We start from the raw sequence: 19,312 nt of genomic DNA, 5'->3' as shown, positions 1-19,312 counted from the left end.
CATTACCTTTTAAGCGAAGGCAAAAATCAGGAGTTATTTTGAGTCTGAAAGAAAACATGGACGCTCTCAAAGAGGAGCTCAATTCCGAAGAGAAGTTTCTGGAAAGCGCGATCAAAACCGAACGCTTCATCAAACGGTACCAAAAACCGCTGATTGCGGGAGTCGTATCGCTTCTGTTCGCGGCTACGGGTGCAATCGCCTATCAGGCATATACGGAAGCAAAAATCGAAAGTTCGAATGCGGCGCTCAATACGCTGTTGCTCAACCCGGGGGATAAGAGCGCCGAAGCGACGCTCAAAAACGACAATCCCGCTTTGTACGACCTGTGGAAGCTCAGCCGCGGAATCGCCCAGAACGACCCGCTCATTCTCTCTTCGCTGAAAAACTCCGAAGCCTTCGGTGTCGCCGACATCGCTTCGTATGAGGCGGCGATCATCAAATCCGATGCGGCCGGATTGGAGAATTACACGAAGCGCCAGGGCGCGCTCTATAAAGACCTGGCACTGCTCGAACTCGCCGTCCACGCTCTCGAACAGGGCAATACCGCGCTGGCGCATCAGAAAATATCCCAGATCGGGGAAGAATCGCCCATCTATCAACTGGGGCAGTCTCTGTCTCATTACGGAGTCAAATAATGAAATTTCCGCTGATTGCCCTGAGTGCCGTTCTGGCCCTATTGTTTAGCGGGTGTTCGCACAAAGAGGTGTACAAACCCGAAGATGTCAAAGGGGAATGGCGCAATGCCGGGCGCCTTAGCGATTCCATCGCCCAGGTGACTTCTACCGCCGCGTTGCTCGAAAACGGAGTTCTCCTTGCCAAAGACGGTGAAAAACGGGTCAAACTCCCCGAGGGATACCGTCTGCTCAACGGCGGCTCGGAATGGATCGTGACCGAAAGCCCCGAGCGCAATCTCGTCCTTTTCTCCTCGGAGGGGGGAGAAGGCAAGGTGACGTTTGAATTCAAGCGGGGAGTCGCCGCCGCATCGGTTCAAGACGACATTCTGGCCGTGCTGTTTGCAAACAACGAGATGGCACTTTATTCGCTGGAATCGAAAAAGTTACTTTTCAAAGAGGCGTCGAACGCATCGGTCGCGGTAGATTCACGCATCGCCAACCCCTATTTTCTCAAAGAGCTGGTACTGTTCCTGACGCTTGACGGTAAAATCGTCATCGTTAATTCCCAGACCAAACAGGTGCTCCGCTCGGTCGTCGTCAGCTCCGAAGAGTATTTCAACAACATCGCCTATCTCAACGTCATCGACAACAACCTCGTCGCATCGACCGGATACGGTGTTTTGGCGCTGTCGCAAAAAGAGGCGCGCGAGAAATACGACATCCGAAACATCGCCTACACGAGTGAAGGTATCTGGCTGACGACGAAGCAGGGGGAAGTGATCGCCCTGTCGCCTTCGCTGCAGTTCCGCGCCAAAAAGAAATTTCCTTTTGCCCATTTTGTAGGGATCAGCGTCCAGAACGACCGCGTTTACGTATTGGAAAAAGAGGGGTACATGATCGCCCTGACCAAAAACCTTCTGGCGTACGACGTGTACGACGTCGATCTCCAGGAAGGGGACCGGATTTTCGTCGGCGACGGCCGCTTTTATTTCGACGACCGCTACATCGCTGTTCAGTAATGTCGGGAGAGCTTGACGCTTTTATCGAATATATCACGGTCATCAAAGCGCTTAGCCCGCGGACGATCGAGGCGTATTCGGGCGATCTGAATGAGATCGAAAAAGCGACGGGCAAAAGCCTCACACAGGTCGATTCCGCCGATGTGTTCGCATTGCTGGGATCGATTCCCAACAAACGGACGCTGAACCGGAAACTTTCGTCATTCAATTCATTTCTCGATTTCTGCCACCGCAACCGTTTCGACTCTCTTTCGTCGAAGTTTTCCCTTTCCAAAATCCCGAAAAATCTTCCCAAATACCTCACCTACGAAACGATACAGTCCGGACTTGAACGGATCGATCGAAGCGACTGGCTCGGACTCCGCGATTACGCGTTGCTACTGTTTCTCTACGCGACGGGGATGAGGATCAGCGAATGCCTCGATGCGCAGGAAGGGGACATCGAAGGTGAATGGCTACGGATCCGCCACGGGAAGGGGGAAAAAGAGCGCTACGTCCCGATCGCCGAGGAAGCGATGAAGGCGCTGCGCGCGTATCGCGACGCCTGCCCGTTCAACCGTCCGCTGCTTTGGCTCAATTACCGCGGCGAACCGCTCAGCCGCGTATCGGCCTTTAAAATCACCCAGAAATATCTGGATACTTCTCCTCATGCCCTGCGCCATTCGTACGCTACGGTGCTGATTCTCGGAGGTGCCGATCTGCGGGTCGTGCAGGAGCTGCTGGGGCACGCCTCGCTGCTGACGACGCAGATCTACACCCATGTTCAGAAACAGAACCTCCAGGATACGGTCCGGGAGTGCCATCCGATGGAAAAGGATTGATTTCCATCAAGCGATAATCGCATGGGTACTGGTATGATCCGCTTAAAAAGGAGTTACCATGCATCTGGCTTCATTTACGTCCGACATCGTTTACGGCGACGCCCAACCCGTCATTACCCCTCTCATCGATAGCGGCTTTACCAAAGAGATCCGGATCGTTTTTCGTGCGGGTCAATCGATGAAAGCCCATAAAACGTCGTTTCCGATTACGGTAATGATCGTATCGGGCAGTATCGATTTCGGGGTGGGCGAGGAACGCTTTACGCTCAAATCGGGAGATGTGATCGCGCTGGAAGGGAACGTCATGCACGACCTTAACGCCCCGGAAGATTCGATTGTCCGATTGAGCCTGCACAAGGGCGACAGCGTCGCGCGGGTGAATTCCGTACTTAAGTTATAATGTCGGCATGATTTTATGCGACGTCGGCAACACATCGGTTGATCTGTATCGGAACGGGAAACGAACCAAGCATTCCGCCGATACGTTCGACCCCTTTTCAATCAGTGAAGAGGTTTATTTCATCAGTGTCAACGCGGCGTTCGATCGGCGGGTAGCGGGTTTGGTAAACTGGCACGATCTGCGTGAATGCGTCGTGTGGACCAAGTATTACCCTACGATGGGAATCGACCGAATCGCGGCGTGCGAAGCGATAGAGGAAGGGGTTGTCGTCGATGCGGGGAGTGCTATCACCGTAGACGTGATGCGCGGGGGAGCCTATCAGGGGGGATTCATCGCTCTGGGGCTCAGGGCAGCGCAGGAAGCATACGGGCGTCTCTCTCCGGCGCTGGACGTGTCATGGAACTTTGAGGTTGATTTGGCTAAAATGGCGAAAAATACCCCGGATGCCGTGACGGCAGGTTTTTTGGCTCCTTTGATCGCGCAGATACAAAGCCTTGGAAAACCGGTTCACCTGTGCGGCGGCGACGCAAAGATGTTAAGCCGTTTTTTCCCGGATGCGGTCGTCGATGAAGAGCTGGTCTTCAAGGGGATGAAAAAGTTAATCGAAAAAGGTAGAGTATGCTAAGTGTCGCACTCCCAAAAGGGCGGATAGCCGATGAAACGCTGGAAATTTTCGAATCGATTTTCGGCAGCGGATTCAAATTCGACGACCGCAAACTGATTCTCCAGACCGAGAATTTCAAATTTTTGCTGGTACGCAACCAGGATGTCGCGACGTACGTCTACCACCAGGCGGCGGATATCGGCGTCGTCGGCCTTGACACCCTCGAAGAGCAGGGGCTTGACGTCATCCGTCTGCTGGACCTTCAAAAGGGAAAATGCCGTATCGCCATCGGGATGCGCTCGGGTGAAAAGCCCGATTTCACCAAAAGCGAGATCAAAGTCGCGACGAAGATGGTCAACATCACGAAGCGTTATTTTGCCGAGCGTGCCGTTGCTGCCGACATCATCAAGCTCTACGGCTCGATCGAACTCGCCCCGCTGGTCGGACTCGCCGACATGATCGTCGACGTGGTCGAAACGGGAAGCACGATGAAACAAAACGGTCTGGAAGTGGTGGAGACGATCATGGAATCCTCGACCCACCTGATCGCCAACAAAAACAGTTTTTTTGAGAAAAAAGACGAAATCCTCGACATCTACGGAAAAATCAACACGCTCCTCTACGGCGAAAAATAATTCACTATCGGTTAACAATCGGGCCGTACAATTGCCCGATAAATCGAACCGAAGGAATTATTCATGTCCATCCCATCCTTTTCCGCTTTTTCATTACCGTTTCTTCTTTGCGGTACGTTGCTTGCATCGGAGAGTTTTTCGACCGTCGAATACGTCAAAGTGACCCGTTCCGCACCCGTCTATGCGACGGTCCAGGAAGAAATACCTGAAGAACGGTGTTATGACGTCCAGGAAGCCGTCGAAAGCGGCGGCGGAATGAACAACGTCGTCGGTGCGGTAGCCGGCGGTGCGCTCGGAGGTGTGCTGGGGCACCAGATCGGCGGCGGAACCGGCAAAACGGTCGCGACCGTCGGGGGTGCCGTCCTGGGAACGCTGGCCGGGCAGAAAGTCGCCGGCAGTTACGGCGGGGGGAATACTACCTCGTACCGTACCGTCCGTAAATGCGAAACGCACAAAACGTACAAATCGCGCCAGGTGCTCAGCGGTTATACCAATACCGCCCTTTTTAAAGGAAAACAGATCAGCGTACAGAGCGATCAGCCGCTCAAAGAGATTCCCGTCACGGTCACTTACAGTTACTGATTTCCCCCCTTCTTTGGGGGTTTCACCCCCTTCCTAACGCTCCCTTTAAACTTTTTTTGTTACAATAAAGCATTATTTTCTTTGAAATCAGGAGTCTCTATGGCACTCAAAGTGGCGATTAACGGCACAGGAAGAATCGGAATTATCGTAGCTAAAATCATCGCAGAACGCAGTGACATCGAGCTGGTCGCGCTCAATACGACCGCAAAACCCGACATGCTTGAGTATCTGTTGAAATTCGACAGCGTCCACCGCGGTATCGATGCGAAAGTGATCGACGACCAGACGATCCAGATCGGCGGCAAAAAGGTCCGTATGTTCAACGACCGCAATATCGACAACGTCGATTTCGGCAGCGCGGGCGCCGAAGTAGTGATCGAATGTACGGGCAAATTCCTGGATCAGGAGAGCTGCGCCAAACACCTCAAAAACGGCGTAAAGAAAGTGATCATGTCCGCACCCGCCAAAGATGACAGCCCGACGTACGTTTTCGGGGTTAATTCGGATCAGTACAAAGGGGAAGCGATCATCTCCAACGCCAGCTGTACGACCAACTGTCTTGGGCCGATCACGAAGGTTCTCGACGATGCGTTCGGAATTGAAAACGGCCTGATGACGACGATCCACTCGTATACGAACGACCAGAACATTCTCGACGTCAAACACTCCAAAGATCCCCGCCGCGCGCGTGCCGCGGCGATGAACATGATCCCGACCTCTACGGGTGCGGCCAAAGCGATCGGCAAAGTGATGCCGCATCTGCAGGGGAAACTCAACGGGTACGCGATGCGCGTTCCGACGCCGGACGTTTCGGTCGTCGACCTTACGGTCAACCTGAAAAAAGAGGTGACCAAAGAGGAAGTCCATGCGGCATTCAACGCCGCGGCGCAAGGCGCTTTCAAAGGGCTCATCGAGATTGACAACGACAAGCGGGTTTCTTCCGATTTTATCGGCAGCACCTACAGCTCGACCTATGTTCCGGACATGACGAGCGTCGTGGACGGCAATACCGTCAAAGTACTGGCATGGTACGATAATGAATGGGGGTACAGCAGCCGGCTTGTGGACATGACGGTTCTCATCGGAAACCGCTGATGCTCCGCTTCGTCAACCACTTCAGCACGAAAAACATCGACCCCTTTACAATCGAAAAAGGGTACGAAGCCCTTCGGTTCGAAGCCCAAAGCGGGGAAGTGGGCTATTACGACCTTCCGCGTGCGTCCCAGCCGCTGGTCGGGGAAGTGGAGGCTCTGCGTCCCGCAATCGATAAAAAATACAACACAATCGCGGTGATCGGGATCGGAGGCTCGTCGCTTGGAATCAAAGCGATCGAACGCCTCCTTCGCCCCGGCACCCCGAACGCCAAAAAAATCGTTTACCTCGAAAACTCCGATCCTATCAGCGTCAGCCAGGTAATTTCTCAGATCGACAAACCCCGGACCCTTTTCATCGTCATTTCCAAATCGGGCAGCACGGTAGAGACCCTCTCCATTTTCAAACGGGTCATCGTTGCGTTCGATCTGAAAGTCGAACATTCCGACCAGGTGATGGTGATCAGCGACGAGGGGTCGGTTCTGGCGCAATATGCGGATGAAAACGGTTTGCGCCGTTTCGTTATCCCCTCCAATGTCGGAGGACGCTTTTCGGTCCTCAGTGCGGTCGGAATCGTCCCGCTCACGCTTGCGGGGTTCGATACCCTCGAAGTCCTCAAAGGGGCCGAGGCGTTTTTGGAACGTTTCTGGGAACGCAAAGAGGATCATCTGCTCCAAAAAGCGGCGTACTACGTCACCAACGCGCAGCGTTTTCCGATGAACGTCCTCTTTGCTTATTCCGATACCTTCGAAGAGTTCGGAAAATGGATGGTGCAGCTGTGGGGAGAATCGCTGGGAAAAAGGAACCGTCGCGGCGAGAGGGTAGGGCTAACGCCCATCGCCCTCATCGGATCGGTCGATCAGCATTCGTTTTTGCAATTGATCGTGCAGGGGCCGCTGAATAAAACGGTCACCTTCATGCACATCGCCGAATCCGAAGAATCGCTGATGATTCCCCAACTTTCGCTTCGCTACCTTGAAAAAAGCGACTTCGTTAACGGTCACTCGTTCAACGAACTGATCAACGCGCAGTGCATGGCGACAATGAAAAGCGTGATCGAAAGCGACGTCAGCGTCGACGATATCGAATGGAAAAAAATCGACGAACACTCCGTCGGGGGGATGATTATCTATTACGAACTGCTTACCTCCGCCAGCGGCGCGTTGTTGGAAATCAACACGTACGACCAACCCGGCGTTGAGCTTGGAAAACAGATTCTGGAAGGGTATTTCAGAGAGTAGAGCGAACGGGCCGTTTTAGGCCAGATTCGCGCGTTTCATCAGGTCGTCTTCGGACTCTTTGATCAGGTTGTCCAGCAGGCCGAAAAGCTCGTGGCTTGCGTCTTCCATCGTTTTGAAATTGTTGAGTACTTCTTCTTGATGCTCGATTGAGCGGTCTTCCCCTTCGATGAACACCATATTGGTATGCACCATTTTGTGTACCACTTCATGCGGCTTTTCCATCGGTTTGAAACTGCCGAGGTGCCCGAAACGGTCATGCCCTACGCCGCCGTCATACCACTGGCCAAGGCGGCAGTTGTGATGATCGGAAAACTCGGTCTCTTTTTCACCGTTGACGATCGATTTGTAAGCGTTCGATTTAAAGATAATGTGGTCGATTTTCGCCAGCGTGACAAACGTCGTATTTTCGATGGCGGTTGCCTGGGTCGCCGTGCTTTGGGCGTCACGATTGAACGTGTAGAGCGTCTGGCGGAACGATTCGATCGAGTGGCTCGATTCGTTGGCGATTTCGTTCATGTCTTCGGAGTTCGAATAGATCTCGGTAGTATCCTGCTGCAGGGTCTGAACGGCGATGGCGATCTCTCCGGTCGCTTTCTGGGTCCGTTCCGCCAGTTTGCGGACTTCGTCGGCAACGACCGCAAACCCCCGTCCGTGTTCCCCGGCACGTGCGGCTTCGATCGCGGCGTTAAGGGCGAGGAGGTTGGTCTGGTCGGCGATGTCTTTGATCAGGTTCACCACCGAGCTGATCTCGCTCGTTTTTTCATTCAGCGAGTGGATCGCATCGGCAGAGGTCTGGACCAGTTCGATCAGGCGGCTGAGTTTGCTGATGATCTCTTCGAGTGCGTTGACCGTCTGCGAAGAGTTGTCGGACGTGGCCTGGCTGATCTCAACGATTTTGTGGAGACGCAAAATCGTGTTTTGCAAATCGTGCTGGATCACTTCGAGCCCCCCGCCGACGCCGGAACCGATTTTGCCCAGGGCACTGTTGAGGATCGATTTCTGGACGTGCAGGTAGTTGCTGTGCATCGCGTCGATCGCTTTGTTGACGAAGGCGCTTGCCTCTTTGAACTCGCCCTGCAGGCCCTGAACGAGAATCCGGCGGTGGAATTCGTCGCGGCTTGAAGCTTCGACGCTGGCGCGGATTTCGCGGATGAACACTTCGGTCTGGTCGAGCATGTTGTTGGTATTCCAGCACAGGTCGTTGAGCTCACCCTGATCGGTGATGTGCGTGATACGGTTTTCGAGGTCCCCTTTTTCGGCGCTTTTGATGACGGCGGCCACTTCATGGATCGTCTCCTGCGCTTTTCGGATGTTGATGAAGACGAACCATGCAAGGGCAAAGTTGAAAAAATTGAGCAGGCGGACCCAGCTCCAGCCGTAGAGTACCATTTCCAATACAAGCGCCACGATAAAAAGAATGATCGACGCGATATTGGCGTACTGGACTTTAGAGAGAGAGGATAAATTCGTCATACGACATTCCTTTGTCTTTGAGGATTTGGTTCAGCGCCGCTTCGGATGCGGCGATCCCTCCGCTTTTTTCCTTTTGAAGAAGGGCCGCATAAAGAGGTTTGATCGCGTCGAGTGCTTTTTGGGTCGGTTTACGGCGGACCGAGTGATAATTACTGATCTGACGACCGGCGTCGAAAGAAGGGGTGACGTGGGCGAAAACCCAGTAATAATCGCCGTTTTTCGTTTTGTTTTTGACGTAGGCGAAAATCTCTTTCCCGGTCTGGATGCGGCTCCACAGGAGTTTGAAAACCACGGCCGGCATCTCTTCGTGGCGGAGAATGTTGTGGGGCTTGTGCATCAGTTCATGTTCCGTATAGCCCGACATTTTGATGAAAAGGGCGTTACCGTAGGTAATTTTACCTTTGAGGTCGGTCTTGGAAACGATAAATTCGTCTTCCCCGAACGTTAGCTCTTGATTGGCCATAAAAATCCTTCTTAAGCATTATAATTTATCATAATTGTCTTTATCAGTCTAACAGCCATAACCTGAAATTTCTCCCTTTTATGGGACGATTTTTGAGTTTTTGGTAAATTTTTTCCCCAAGGGAACGGGGAAGGGCGACGTAGCTCAGGTGATCGAGCTGATCGATCTTTCCGATCTGCTCTTTCGTAAGAGCGCATTCGTGGATGAGGGCTCCTACGATATCGCCGGCGCGGAGTTTTTCTTTGCGCCCGGCATCGATGCACAGTGTCTGCATCGAGGTGCGCGGAAGCGGCTGTTGCGCTGCATCGCCAAGAGGTTGGAGGGGGAGATCGATCCCGATCGCCCGCAACAGCGTTTCATCGTCGCACAGGGTGATCGCAAGGCCGCTTTTCCCAGCGCGGCCCGTACGGCCGATACGATGCACATAGCGCTCTTTCTGGGTCGGTACGTCGTAGTTGATGATGGCATCCAGTCCGTCGATGTCGATGCCCCGTCCGGCAACGTCGGTCGCTACGAGCGCGGTGACGCTACCGTTGCGAAACTGGATGATCGCTTCGTTGCGGTCGAACTGCTCCATATCCCCGTGAAGGGCGAGCGCATGGATGCCAGTCTTGTTCAGCGCATTGCACAGTTCATCGGTCTGGATTTTCGTATTGCAAAAAATCATGACGCCCGAGAGATCATGGGCCGCCATGATCGAAGCGACCGCCGAGGGCCTGTCGCCGGTACAGCGGTAGGCGATCTCGTCGATCCCGGGAAGCTGAACCGGGTTTTCGGAATGGATAAAAACGGGATCTTTGATTATCGTCGAGGCCAGGGAGAGGATGGTCTCGGGATAGGTCGCCGAGAAAAGCAGATGCTGCGCATCGCGCTGAACGTACTCCAAAATCGCACTGATGTCCTCGATGAACCCCATGTCGATCATATGGTCGGCTTCATCCAGTACCGCAGTGTTGACCGCTGAGAGGGAAAGAGCGTCGATCTGGAGCAGTTTCAGAACCCGTCCGGGGGTTCCGACGATGATATGGGCCCCGTGTTTGAGAGAATGGATCTGTCCCCGCATCGGCACCCCGCCGCAAAGACTCAGTACTTTGACGTTGCCGATTTCGGACGCGAGCGAACGGATCGTTTTGGCAACCTGTTCGGCCAGTTCCCGGGTAGGGCACAGTAAAAGGGCCTGGACTTCGAACCGCTTGGGATCGATCTTTTCGAGTACCCCCAGCGAAAACGCAAGGGTTTTTCCGCTTCCGGTCGCGGAGCGGGCGATGACGTTTTTTCCTGCCAGAATGGAAGGGAGCGCATCGCTCTGAATCTGGGTCATCGTTGTAAAACCGAGGCGTGAAAGGGCTTTGAAAAGCTGCGGACGTAAGGGAAGGGAATCAAATGGGGACATGGGTGTGCTTTGCGTACTAGATATGCCATTATAACATATCGGGCTTTCCCTCGGGGAGGGAAAGGGGGGAAGAGTTATACGGCTTTGATCGTGACGCCGTATTTTTCCTCGGCGACGTTACGCGCTTCGAGGTGGTAGTTGTTGATCTCGTTGAAGTTGAGATATTTGTATACGTCATCCGCTTTCCCGGCGAGTTTCTCGGGAACGATGCTCATGTACTCTTCTACCGTCGGGATACGTCCGAGTTTCGCACAAACGGCGGCAAGCTCAGCAGAACCGAGGTAAACCTGGGTCCCTTTTCCGAGGCGGTTGTCGAAGTTACGGGTCGAAGTCGAGAATACCGTCGAACCTTCACGGCTGGAAGCCTGGTTACCCATACAGAGCGAACATCCAGGTACTTCCGTCGTAGCGGCGACTGCTTTGTAGACGTCGTAGTAACCTTCGTTAATGAGCTGCTGCTCATCCATACGGGTCGGCGGAACGATCCAGAATTTCTCGACGCCGATTTTACCTTCGCCGCGCATGACTTCACCCGCCGCACGGTAGTGGCCGATATTGGTCATACAGCTTCCGAGGAAGACTTCGTGGATCGTGTCGCCGGCGACTTCGCTGAGAAGTTTGACGTTATCCGGGTCGTTCGGGCATGCGACGATCGGTTCTTTCATTTCATTGAGGTCGATTTCGATGATTGCGGCGTATTCCGCATCCGCATCCGGTTCCATGAGCGTCGGGTTGGCCAACCACTCTTTCATTTTGTCCGCACGGCGCTGAAGCGTACGCGCGTCTTCGTAGCCGTCTTTGATCATTGCTTCAATCAAGGTGACGTTTGATTTGAGGTACTCGATGACCGGCTCTTTGTTGAGGCGCACGGTACAAGCCGCCGCTGAACGCTCCGCAGAAGCATCAGAAAGTTCAAATGCCTGCTCGACTTTCATGTTCGGCAGACCTTCGATTTCAAGAACACGTCCGTTGAAAATGTTTTTCTTCCCTTTTTTCTCGACGGTCAGGAGCCCCTGCTGAATCGCATAATAAGGGATCGCGTTGACCAGGTCGCGAAGGGTGATGCCCGGCTGCATTTCGCCTTTGAAGCGAACCAATACCGATTCGGGCATTTCAAGCGGCATAGAGCCGGTAACGGCTGCGAACGCAACGAGACCCGAACCCGCAGGGAAAGAGATACCGATCGGGAAACGGGTGTGGCTGTCGCCGCCGGTTCCGACCGTATCGGGAAGAACCATCCGGTTCAGCCAGCTGTGGATAACGCCGTCACCCGGACGAAGCGCTACACCGCTGCGCGTAGAGATGAACGCAGGCAACGTCGCGTGGAGTTTCACGTCGGAGGGTTTCGGATACGCCGCCGTGTGACAGAAAGACTGCAATACGAAATCGGCAGAGAAACCCAGAGCCGAGAGCTCTTTGATCTCGTCGCGCGTCATCGGTCCGGTCGTGTCCTGGCTTCCGACGGTGCTGGTGATCGGTTCACAGTACATACCGGGGCGAACACCTTCCATACCGCATGCTTTACCGACCATTTTCTGTGCCAGAGTGTAGCCTTTGCCCGTATCGGCAGGCTGGATCGGCTGAGCGAAGATCGTTGCCGGTGCCATTCCCAGGGCTGCACGTGCTTTGGCAGTCAGACCGCGACCGATGATAAGGGGGATACGTCCGCCGGCGCGAACTTCGTCTTCGATGGTATTCGGGCGAAGGCTGAAGGTTGCGATCTGCGTACCGTTTTTGGTAATGGTTCCGGCTTTGGTGTCGATTTCGAGCACGTCGCCCGTTTCCATCTGGGTAACGTCCGCTTCGATGGGAAGAGCGCCGGAGTCTTCACAGGTTGCGAAGAAGATCGGAGCGATAATACCGCCGATGACAACCCCGCCGGTACGTTTGTTGGGGATACCTGGGATATCTTCACCCATGTGCCACTGGACCGAGTTGGCGGCCGATTTACGGCTTGATCCGGTTCCGACGACGTCGCCGACGTAAGCAATCTGCATCCCTTTTTGTTTCAGTTCGGCAATTTTCGCGATCCCTTCGGGCATTTTAGCCGAGAGCATCGTCGTCGCGTGAAGCGGGATATCCGAACGGGTAAACGCGGCGCTCGCCGGAGAGAGGTCATCGGTGTTGGTTTCGCCCGGGAATTTGAAGACGACGACGCTGAATTTTTCGGCCAGCGGTTTTTTGCTGGTGAACCACTCCGCATCGGCCCATGACTGGAGAACCTCTTTGGCGTATTTGTTGGTTTTGGAAAGTTCGACGACGTCGTTGAATGCATCGTACACGAGCAGCGTGTGTTTGAGCTGGTCGGCCGCTTCCTGTGCGAGCGCGTCGATCGAGAGAGCATCGATCAGGGGTTTGACATTGTAACCGCCGACCATTTTTCCGAGGATCTGAATCGCAACGATTTTGTGGTCATTTGCGTCGATGTCGCTTGAGTCAGCCAAGAAAGCTTTTTCCTGCCCCTGAACGATCTGGTGAAGGAATGCCGCTTTGACGTGAGCACCGTCGTCAACGCCGGGATTGACACGGTTGGCCAGCATATCGACCAGCTCGGCGTTTTTCGATTTTTCCGCTTTGATCAGTTCGATCAGTGCGGTTACCTGCTCTTTTGTGAGTGGAAGAGGCGGGATACCCTGTGCGGCACGCTCCGCAACGTGCGCTTTGTATTCGTCCATAAAAGCCATGGTGACTCCTGTGTCAGTTAATTTTGAGTCATTATATCAGGAAAAAAAATCGGTTTTTTAGATATGTTACGAATATACCCATTTATTTTAAAAATTGCTCTTCAAAGTGTTTATTTTGGTAACATATTGATTTTGTTAAAAATAGGATCCCGTGAAATGATTCGTAGAAAGTAGGTAAAAAAGTTACATCTATACAAAAAATGAGGCTGAAAGAGGCGATCCCCGAAAGGGATCAGAAAGGATCGTCGGTGATGATGTCGCGGTTGCCTTTGGCGTTGGGAGCGGAGAGGATGCCGTTGTTTTCAAGCTGTTCGATCAGACGGGCTGAGCGGTTATAGCCGATCTGCAAACGGCGCTGGAGATAACTGATCGAGGTTTTTTGCTCCGAGAGGACGATGTTTTTCGCTTCTTCGTAGAGTTCGTCGAGCTCTTCGTCGTTTCCTCCGCCTGAGGCCGAAGCCGCCGCTTCGTCGGTGTCGCGCAGAAAACGGCGGTCGTAATCGGGTTCGCGCTGGGCTTTTAGGAATTCGACCACTTTCTCGATCTCGGTTTCAGTACTCCACGGTGCGTGGAGGCGGACGAGACCGCTCATGCCCGGAGGGGTGAAGAGCATATCTCCCCGCCCGAGCAGCGATTCGGCCCCCTGGCCGTCGAGGATGATTTTACTGTCGATTTTCTGGCCTACCTTGTAGCTGATACGGGAAGGGAGGTTGGCCTTGATTAGCCCCGTGACGACGTCGACGCTCGGACGCTGGGTCGCGACGATCAGGTGGATGCCGCTGGCGCGGGCCATTTGGGCTAGACGGGCGATCGAGTACTCGACGTCCTTGCCGCTCGTCATCATCAAGTCGGCGAGTTCGTCGATAATGACGACGATATAGGGGAGGGGTTCGTAACCTTCTTTTTTCGCTTTTTCGTTGAAGTTCTCGATGTTTTTGGTGCGCGTCTCGCTCATCAGTTTGTAGCGGCGCTCCATCTCATACACCATGTTGCTCAGTGCCGCGATCGCCTCTTTGGGCTTCGTGATGACGGGGGTAAGAAGGTGCGGTATGTCGTTGTAGATGGAAAATTCGAGCATTTTCGGGTCGATCATCATCAGTTTGAGCTGGTCGGGAGAGTTTTTGTACAGAAGACTCAGGATCATCGCGTTGATTCCGACGCTTTTGCCGCTTCCGGTGGTTCCGGCGATGAGGAGGTGGGGGAGTTTTTTGAGATCGGTGATGAACGGTTTGCCGACGATGTCTTTTCCGAGTACCAGCGTCAGCGGCGAGGCCGCCTCTTTGAAAAGCTGGCTTTCGAAGAGCTCGCGGATGTAGATGGTCTCGACGCTTTTGTTGGGGATCTCGATCCCGACGACGTCTTTGCCGGGAATCGGTGCCTGGATGCGGATCGTCTGCGCCCGCAGCGCCATCGCTAGGTCATCTTGAAGGCCAAGGATTTTCGATACTTTGATGTTGGCGGCGGGTTTGAACTCGAACGTCGATACAACCGGGCCGGCATAGGTACGTACGACGTCGCCGTCGATGTTGAAATGTTTGAGTTTTTCGATCAGGTCTTTGATTTTGTCGTCGAGTTCGGCTTCGTCGATCCCGTTTTGTTTTTTCGGAGGGTATTGGAAAATATCGATCGGCGGGAGTTTGAAATTTTTGGGTTTCTCGGTAACGCCCCGGTCGATCTGCTCGAGCAGCATTTTATTCTCTTCGAGCTCGTCGACGACGATGGCCTGCTGTTTGGATTCCTTCACTTTTTTGGCCATGGTGAGGATCGTCGATTCTTTCGGATGCTCTATGGAAGGTTGAGGGGCGGGCTCGACCAAGGCGGCGGAAGGAAGCGGTGCGGGCTCAGGGGGAGTTTGCTGAACGATAGGCTCGGGGTCGACGTGAAGCGGTTTCGGTTCTGAAAACGGCACCTCCGCGGTCTCTTCGATCGCCTTTTGCATGACGGGAAGTTCGGGCGCACCCTCATTCGTGTCGATGAAGGACGGGAAGGTTTCAGCCGTTTGGGGGGTGAGGCTCTTGGGAGAAGCAAGCGGCTTTTCCATGTATTCTTTGATCGGCTCGGCGAGTTCGGCAAGGCTTTGTTCCATGACGACGATGACCGATACGGCGACGAGCATCAGCCACAGCACCCACAATCCGAACGTTCCGATGTAAACCCCCAGAAAATCGACGATGCTGCCTCCGAAAGCGCCGCGGTAGGGTCCTTCGACCACGAGTGCCTGAAAAAATACGAGGGCGAAGAAGAGAAGGGCGAAAATCCCCGCCATCTCAAGTCGGCGGTGTAGTCCGCCGTCGTACTTGTGCCAATAAAAAAGGGGAACCATCAGCAGCAGTAGATAGGTATAGGCGACGTAGCCGAAAATATGGACGTTGTAAGCCGCAAATGAGGCCCCGTATGCGCCGATGACCGATGCGCTGCCGATGATCGTGGCGATGCCCAGATAAAAAAGGATGCCGAATCCGGCAATAAATAACGTATCGCGTAAAATGGGATGTTCCTTACCGAGGATCTGAAAAGTAGGCTGATTATAGCAAAAAAGGGGAGAAACCCCGCTTTTTTGACATCCGTTAGAGATATTTGACGAGTGAGAGTTCGGAAACTTTTGATATGCTCGAGAGCATCGCCTGATAATTGAGTTGCAGCTGCTGCATTCGCAAATGCGCTTCGGCGATATCGGTATCGATGACGTCCGCGCGAAGGGTCGTCGCACTCATGATCAGCATATCGGTCCGTTCCGAGGCACCGAGCAGGGTTTGCGAGTAGGTTCCCGCTTCCGTCTGCATCCGGGTCGTGTGGTCGCTGAGATCATCGATCATCGCGATCGCTTCTTCGATCCCGACATTGCGAGGATCGATGGTGTCGGTCCCATCGGCCTTGTACTTACCTTGTTCCACGGCCTGGATCACCTCTTCGAGGCGGGCGAAGAAGTCGTTTTTCGGATCACGCACCGTCAGGGCGCTGTTGGCGTTGAAAACCAAAGAAGAACCGCTGTTGCTCGTGGTGTCGGTGCCGGGATAGGTATCGGAGGTATCGTCGTAGAGCGAAACCGCCGCCTGGGTGTCGGTATAGACTTTATCTTTGATGACGACCCGGCCGGCGTAATCGAGCGTCGCGGACGAACGGGAATTGGCCGTTGTGATGGCGGCATCGTACGCGGCGGCGCTGTTGGCGGCGGGGAGAGAGCCGCTGACGGCCATGTTGACGACATCAAGAAGCTGCTGGTAACTCATGGTGTCCGCATTGGCGGTTGTCCGTGCGGTGTCGGCGTTGTAGACGTTGAAGGTCGTGATCGGCACCCCGCCGACCGTTCCGCTGACCGAAGAGGCGGCAGCCAGATTGATTTGTAGGTCGTATGCGACACCGTAGATGTTTTTACCCTGAAGGTTGAGGGTCGTTCCGACAAGCGTGTTGGTCGCGGGATCGACCCCTGCGGCGTCAAGCAGTTTGGTCGTCGGCTGTGCCACCGAATTGTCCGATTTGACGATCTGCGGAACGTTGGAAATCAGGCTGGCTCCGTCTTTGACGAAATTGGTCCGGTCGTAATTGATCCCTTCGATCGTGTTGAGCGTTCCGGTCGGGGTGGAAAACCCACTGCGGGTAAACTCTTTGACAAACAGCGGATTAACCCCGATGTTGGTAAAGTCGGTTGTTCCGGTCTGAAGATTGTCGATATTGGTGACGTTGGCCGCACCGCCGCCGCTGAAGTCGACCGCGCCCACCATGTGGAAGTCGAGTTGGCTGGAACCTTTGACTTTGTCGATGATCTGAAACTGCCCGCCGGCATTGATTTTGATTTCGACCTGATTGCCCAATGGCGTAGCCTGATTCGGATCGTACGCCAGAGCGATACGCTGCATGAGGTCGTCGACGGTTTCGGTCATATCCATCTGAATCGCCGATTTAAAGGCGGTTCCGTCACTGCGTGTCCCGTTGATGTAAAAGTAGGTGGGTTCGTCTACCGCATCCCCGTCATCTCCCATCAGGTCGCGAATGCTGCTCTGGGGAGTGATGACGTTATTCGTCAGAAGACTGTGATGTTCCATGTTGGTCGTGACCGTACGGTTGACGACGCTCTCTTCACCCAAAAAGAGCTGTGCACCGGTAAGGTTGTATTTTTGGGTGACGCCGGTTCCCATAAACGAGGTGAGATCCTGGTCGTTCCCCTGGTAGACCCCTTTTTCGTCAATCGGTTTAACCGAAGTCGCGGTTCCCGAAAAGAGATATTGCCCCCCGATCGAACTGTTGGCAAGGGAGATGAGATTTTTTTGGAGCCCGCGCAATTCTTTGGCAATCGCCTGAAGACTGGTTTCGGAATGGATTTCGTTGGCGGCATAGATCATTTTGACTTTGACCTGTTCGAGTTTTTCGACGATCTGACCGATCGTGGTATCGGTCTGGGTCGAAAATTTGTAGCCGTTGTCGACACTGTTGCGTATTTGAGACAGGGTCGTTATTTCGCCGTCAAGACGGAGCGTATCGACAAAAATCGTCGGATCATCGTGGGCATACTGGATGTTGAGGCCCGAGGAGATCTGTTTGCTCACATCGAAGAGCTGACGGTTGATCTTGCTGTTTTCGCCGTAAATGTTGTTGTAATATGCGGAAGCGGTAATTCTCACGTCCAATCCTTTTAGGCTTGCTTGGGCTACCAAAGCAAGAAAAGTTCCATGTACTCAATATCGGCAAAAACACAAATCAGATTAGAAACGGCAGTGAATCGTTTTTTACTCAGCTTTAAGCAAAGCGACCCTATAATTCCACCTCTTCACAGCATGCCAGTGTGGTGAAATGGTAGACACGACGGATTCAAAATCCGTTGGCAGCGATGTCGTGGCGGTTCGAGTCCGCCCACTGGTACCACCCCTTATTCCAAAACAATCCAAATAAGTCTATAAAACGCCTAAAATACGAACATTTAACGAGTTTTACTGTCTATGGTAATCTATGCTAATTCACCCCTGTCTAAGAATTTTAGGGATAGGATTAGGGATACAAATTTTCAAGCTATCCCTATCTTCGAAGAGGTATCCCAATGGCTCGTAAAACGCTTCCCCTCTCAGATAAAGAAATCAAAAATGCAAAACCGAAGGAAAAAGAGTACAAGCTGTTTGACGGCGGAGGACTGTATCTGGTTGTTCAACCGAACGGTTCCAAGGGTTGGCGTTTAAAATATCTTTTCCATGGCACTGAAAAACGTATATCTTTGGGAACCTATCCGGCTGTATCCCTGGCTGACGCCCGTGAAAAACGTGAAGAGCTCAAAAAACTTGTCAAATCAGGGATTAACCCTTCAGAAGAGCGAAAAGCTGTAAAAGAACAAGTACGGCTTGAACAGGCCAAATCCGCAAATACGTTTGAAAATATTGCTTTGGAATTTTTGGAAAAGCAAAAATTGCGTCTGGGTGAAAAAACGTATCAGAAAAAAGAAGGCCGTTTCAAGAATCATATATTCGGTCCGATCGGTTCTAAAAATATCGACGAAATCAAGATACAGGATATTTTGGACATCATCCGTCCGATCGAAGCCAAAGGGCAGAATGAAACGGCGCACCGTGTATTGAATTTGATCAATCAGGTGTATCAATACGGATTGACTGTCGGACGTGTGGCGCATAACATAGCAGCGGATATCAACCCGCGTCTGGCCTTGGACCCGATCGTCGTCAAACATATGCCTACCATTGTCGATCCGAATGTCATCAAACTTTTTCTTCAAGGGATCGATCGCTACGGCGGAACACTGGCAGTGAAAACCGCTTTGCAGCTGATGCCCTATGTTGCGCTTCGCCCCGCCAATATCCGCTCGGCAGAGTGGAAGGAATTTGATTTTGATAAAAAAATCTGGCGTATACCAGGTGAGAAGATCAAAATGGGATCAGATCATTACATACCGTTGACTGACAGCATGATCAATATTGTCAAGACAATGAAGCCTTTGACCGGGCAGGGCAGGTATGTGTTTTGTACACAGACAAAAGGCAAAGATCATCCATTAAGTGAAAATACTCTGACTAAAGGAATCCGTACCGTTCTGAAAAATGAAAATATCGATGCTGATATGGTCAGCCATGGAGCCAGATCGATGTTCAGTACCCTGGCGTACGAACATTTCCAGGATCATAAAATGATTTCTGAAGTGATAGAGCGTCAATTGGATCATCGTGAACGGAACAAAGTCAAGGATGCTTACAATCACGCTGAGTATTTGAACGAGCGCCGAATTTTGATGCAATGGTGGAGTGATTATCTCGATCGTCTGAAACAAGAGAATGCTTGATGATATGGTTAGGG

The 19,312-nt window shown here is 52.9% G+C and carries 16 protein-coding genes, 1 tRNA gene and 1 pseudogene; 11 read left to right on the top strand and 7 right to left on the bottom strand.

The features are described 5' to 3' along the window. Positions 1 to 38: 38 nt before the first annotated feature. From E0765_RS05315 to E0765_RS05275, 9 genes are all read left to right on the top strand, one after another. On the top strand, positions 39 to 635 hold the full coding sequence (locus E0765_RS05315; protein ID WP_132812184.1) for a hypothetical protein: 597 nt from the start codon (positions 39 to 41) through the stop codon (positions 633 to 635). Beyond that, complete coding sequence (locus E0765_RS05310; protein WP_188109927.1) at positions 635 to 1,633, top strand: PQQ-binding-like beta-propeller repeat protein; 999 nt, start codon at positions 635 to 637, stop codon at positions 1,631 to 1,633. The genes E0765_RS05315 and E0765_RS05310 overlap by 1 nt, the downstream gene beginning before the upstream one ends. After that, on the top strand, positions 1,633 to 2,454 hold the full coding sequence (locus E0765_RS05305) for a tyrosine-type recombinase/integrase (RefSeq protein WP_132812182.1): 822 nt from the start codon (positions 1,633 to 1,635) through the stop codon (positions 2,452 to 2,454). The genes E0765_RS05310 and E0765_RS05305 overlap by 1 nt, the downstream gene beginning before the upstream one ends. Positions 2,455 to 2,512: 58 nt before the next feature. Beyond that, positions 2,513 to 2,854 carry a cupin domain-containing protein gene (locus tag E0765_RS05300; RefSeq protein WP_132812181.1) on the top strand — a complete coding sequence of 114 codons (342 nt, stop codon included), beginning with the start codon at positions 2,513 to 2,515 and terminating at the stop codon, positions 2,852 to 2,854. A gap of 7 nt (positions 2,855 to 2,861) precedes the next feature. Continuing rightward, positions 2,862 to 3,479, top strand: a complete 618-nt coding sequence (locus E0765_RS05295) for a type III pantothenate kinase (RefSeq protein WP_132812180.1) — start codon at positions 2,862 to 2,864, stop codon at positions 3,477 to 3,479. Beyond that, positions 3,473 to 4,093 (top strand): ATP phosphoribosyltransferase, encoded by a 621-nt coding sequence (gene hisG / locus E0765_RS05290; protein ID WP_132812179.1) that lies wholly within the window; start codon positions 3,473 to 3,475, stop codon positions 4,091 to 4,093. Before E0765_RS05295 ends, hisG begins: the two co-directional genes overlap by 7 nt. 63 nt (positions 4,094 to 4,156) lie before the next feature. Further along, positions 4,157 to 4,675: a glycine zipper 2TM domain-containing protein gene (locus E0765_RS05285; protein ID WP_132812178.1), complete on the top strand. Its 519-nt coding sequence runs from the start codon at positions 4,157 to 4,159 to the stop codon at positions 4,673 to 4,675. A 99-nt stretch (positions 4,676 to 4,774) separates the two neighbouring features. Next, the gene (gene gap, locus E0765_RS05280; RefSeq protein WP_132812177.1) at positions 4,775 to 5,770 is read left to right on the top strand and encodes a type I glyceraldehyde-3-phosphate dehydrogenase; all 996 of its coding nucleotides are present in this window, start codon (positions 4,775 to 4,777) and stop codon (positions 5,768 to 5,770) included. Then, a complete protein-coding gene (locus E0765_RS05275) occupies positions 5,770 to 7,008 on the top strand; it encodes a glucose-6-phosphate isomerase (protein WP_132812176.1) in 1,239 nt (412 codons plus the stop codon). Before gap ends, E0765_RS05275 begins: the two co-directional genes overlap by 1 nt. Before the next feature lie 15 nt (positions 7,009 to 7,023). Here the strand turns inward: E0765_RS05275 and E0765_RS12690 are convergent, their stop codons facing one another. The 7 genes and pseudogenes from E0765_RS12690 to E0765_RS05245 all read right to left on the bottom strand — a co-directional run bounded on the left by E0765_RS12690 (position 7,024) and on the right by E0765_RS05245 (position 17,640). Then, positions 7,024 to 7,374, bottom strand: coding sequence for a CZB domain-containing protein (locus E0765_RS12690; protein ID WP_255417871.1), 351 nt, complete (start codon positions 7,372 to 7,374; stop codon positions 7,024 to 7,026). A gap of 42 nt (positions 7,375 to 7,416) precedes the next feature. Further along, positions 7,417 to 8,034, bottom strand: a pseudogene (locus tag E0765_RS12685) (methyl-accepting chemotaxis protein); the annotation flags it as partial. A gap of 421 nt (positions 8,035 to 8,455) precedes the next feature. Then, positions 8,456 to 8,944, bottom strand: coding sequence for a PAS domain-containing protein (locus E0765_RS05265; protein ID WP_132812174.1), 489 nt, complete (start codon positions 8,942 to 8,944; stop codon positions 8,456 to 8,458). Between the two features lie 43 nt (positions 8,945 to 8,987). Next, positions 8,988 to 10,337, bottom strand: a complete 1,350-nt coding sequence (gene dbpA / locus E0765_RS05260) for an ATP-dependent RNA helicase DbpA (protein WP_132812173.1) — start codon at positions 10,335 to 10,337, stop codon at positions 8,988 to 8,990. 74 nt (positions 10,338 to 10,411) lie between these two features. Next, the gene (gene acnB / locus E0765_RS05255) at positions 10,412 to 13,021 is read right to left on the bottom strand and encodes a bifunctional aconitate hydratase 2/2-methylisocitrate dehydratase (protein WP_132812172.1); all 2,610 of its coding nucleotides are present in this window, start codon (positions 13,019 to 13,021) and stop codon (positions 10,412 to 10,414) included. Between the two features lie 232 nt (positions 13,022 to 13,253). Continuing rightward, the gene (locus E0765_RS05250) at positions 13,254 to 15,455 is read right to left on the bottom strand and encodes a DNA translocase FtsK (protein ID WP_188109929.1); all 2,202 of its coding nucleotides are present in this window, start codon (positions 15,453 to 15,455) and stop codon (positions 13,254 to 13,256) included. Between the two features lie 133 nt (positions 15,456 to 15,588). Further along, positions 15,589 to 17,640, bottom strand: a complete 2,052-nt coding sequence (locus tag E0765_RS05245; protein WP_165921675.1) for a flagellar biosynthesis protein FlgL — start codon at positions 17,638 to 17,640, stop codon at positions 15,589 to 15,591. A gap of 155 nt (positions 17,641 to 17,795) precedes the next feature. Here E0765_RS05245 and E0765_RS05240 point away from each other — a divergent pair. Then, a tRNA-Leu gene (locus E0765_RS05240) sits at positions 17,796 to 17,881 on the top strand. A gap of 172 nt (positions 17,882 to 18,053) precedes the next feature. Further along, on the top strand, positions 18,054 to 19,298 hold the full coding sequence (locus tag E0765_RS05235) for an integrase arm-type DNA-binding domain-containing protein (protein ID WP_132812170.1): 1,245 nt from the start codon (positions 18,054 to 18,056) through the stop codon (positions 19,296 to 19,298). The last annotated feature ends 14 nt before the right edge of the window (positions 19,299 to 19,312 follow it).

Origin of the sequence: Sulfuricurvum sp. IAE1 (assembly GCF_004347735.1) — a bacterium.
Lineage (GTDB): Bacteria > Campylobacterota > Campylobacteria > Campylobacterales > Sulfurimonadaceae > Sulfuricurvum.
This window is presented reverse-complemented; position numbering and strand designations above follow the sequence as displayed.

Excerpts from the sequence above, each read along its gene's own strand:
- dbpA (WP_132812173.1), bottom strand. The coding sequence starts at position 10,337 with ATGTCCCCATTTGATTCCCTTCCCTTACGTCCGCAGCTTTTCAAAGCC.
- E0765_RS05305 (WP_132812182.1), top strand. The coding sequence starts at position 1,633 with ATGTCGGGAGAGCTTGACGCTTTTATCGAATATATCACGGTCATCAAA.
- gap (WP_132812177.1), top strand. The coding sequence starts at position 4,775 with ATGGCACTCAAAGTGGCGATTAACGGCACAGGAAGAATCGGAATTATC.
- acnB (WP_132812172.1), bottom strand. The coding sequence starts at position 13,021 with ATGGCTTTTATGGACGAATACAAAGCGCACGTTGCGGAGCGTGCCGCA.
- E0765_RS05285 (WP_132812178.1), top strand. The coding sequence starts at position 4,157 with ATGTCCATCCCATCCTTTTCCGCTTTTTCATTACCGTTTCTTCTTTGC.
- E0765_RS05265 (WP_132812174.1), bottom strand. The coding sequence starts at position 8,944 with ATGGCCAATCAAGAGCTAACGTTCGGGGAAGACGAATTTATCGTTTCC.
- hisG (WP_132812179.1), top strand. The coding sequence starts at position 3,473 with ATGCTAAGTGTCGCACTCCCAAAAGGGCGGATAGCCGATGAAACGCTG.
- E0765_RS05275 (WP_132812176.1), top strand. The coding sequence starts at position 5,770 with ATGCTCCGCTTCGTCAACCACTTCAGCACGAAAAACATCGACCCCTTT.
- E0765_RS05300 (WP_132812181.1), top strand. The coding sequence starts at position 2,513 with ATGCATCTGGCTTCATTTACGTCCGACATCGTTTACGGCGACGCCCAA.
- E0765_RS05295 (WP_132812180.1), top strand. The coding sequence starts at position 2,862 with ATGATTTTATGCGACGTCGGCAACACATCGGTTGATCTGTATCGGAAC.
- E0765_RS05235 (WP_132812170.1), top strand. The coding sequence starts at position 18,054 with ATGGCTCGTAAAACGCTTCCCCTCTCAGATAAAGAAATCAAAAATGCA.
- E0765_RS05310 (WP_188109927.1), top strand. The coding sequence starts at position 635 with ATGAAATTTCCGCTGATTGCCCTGAGTGCCGTTCTGGCCCTATTGTTT.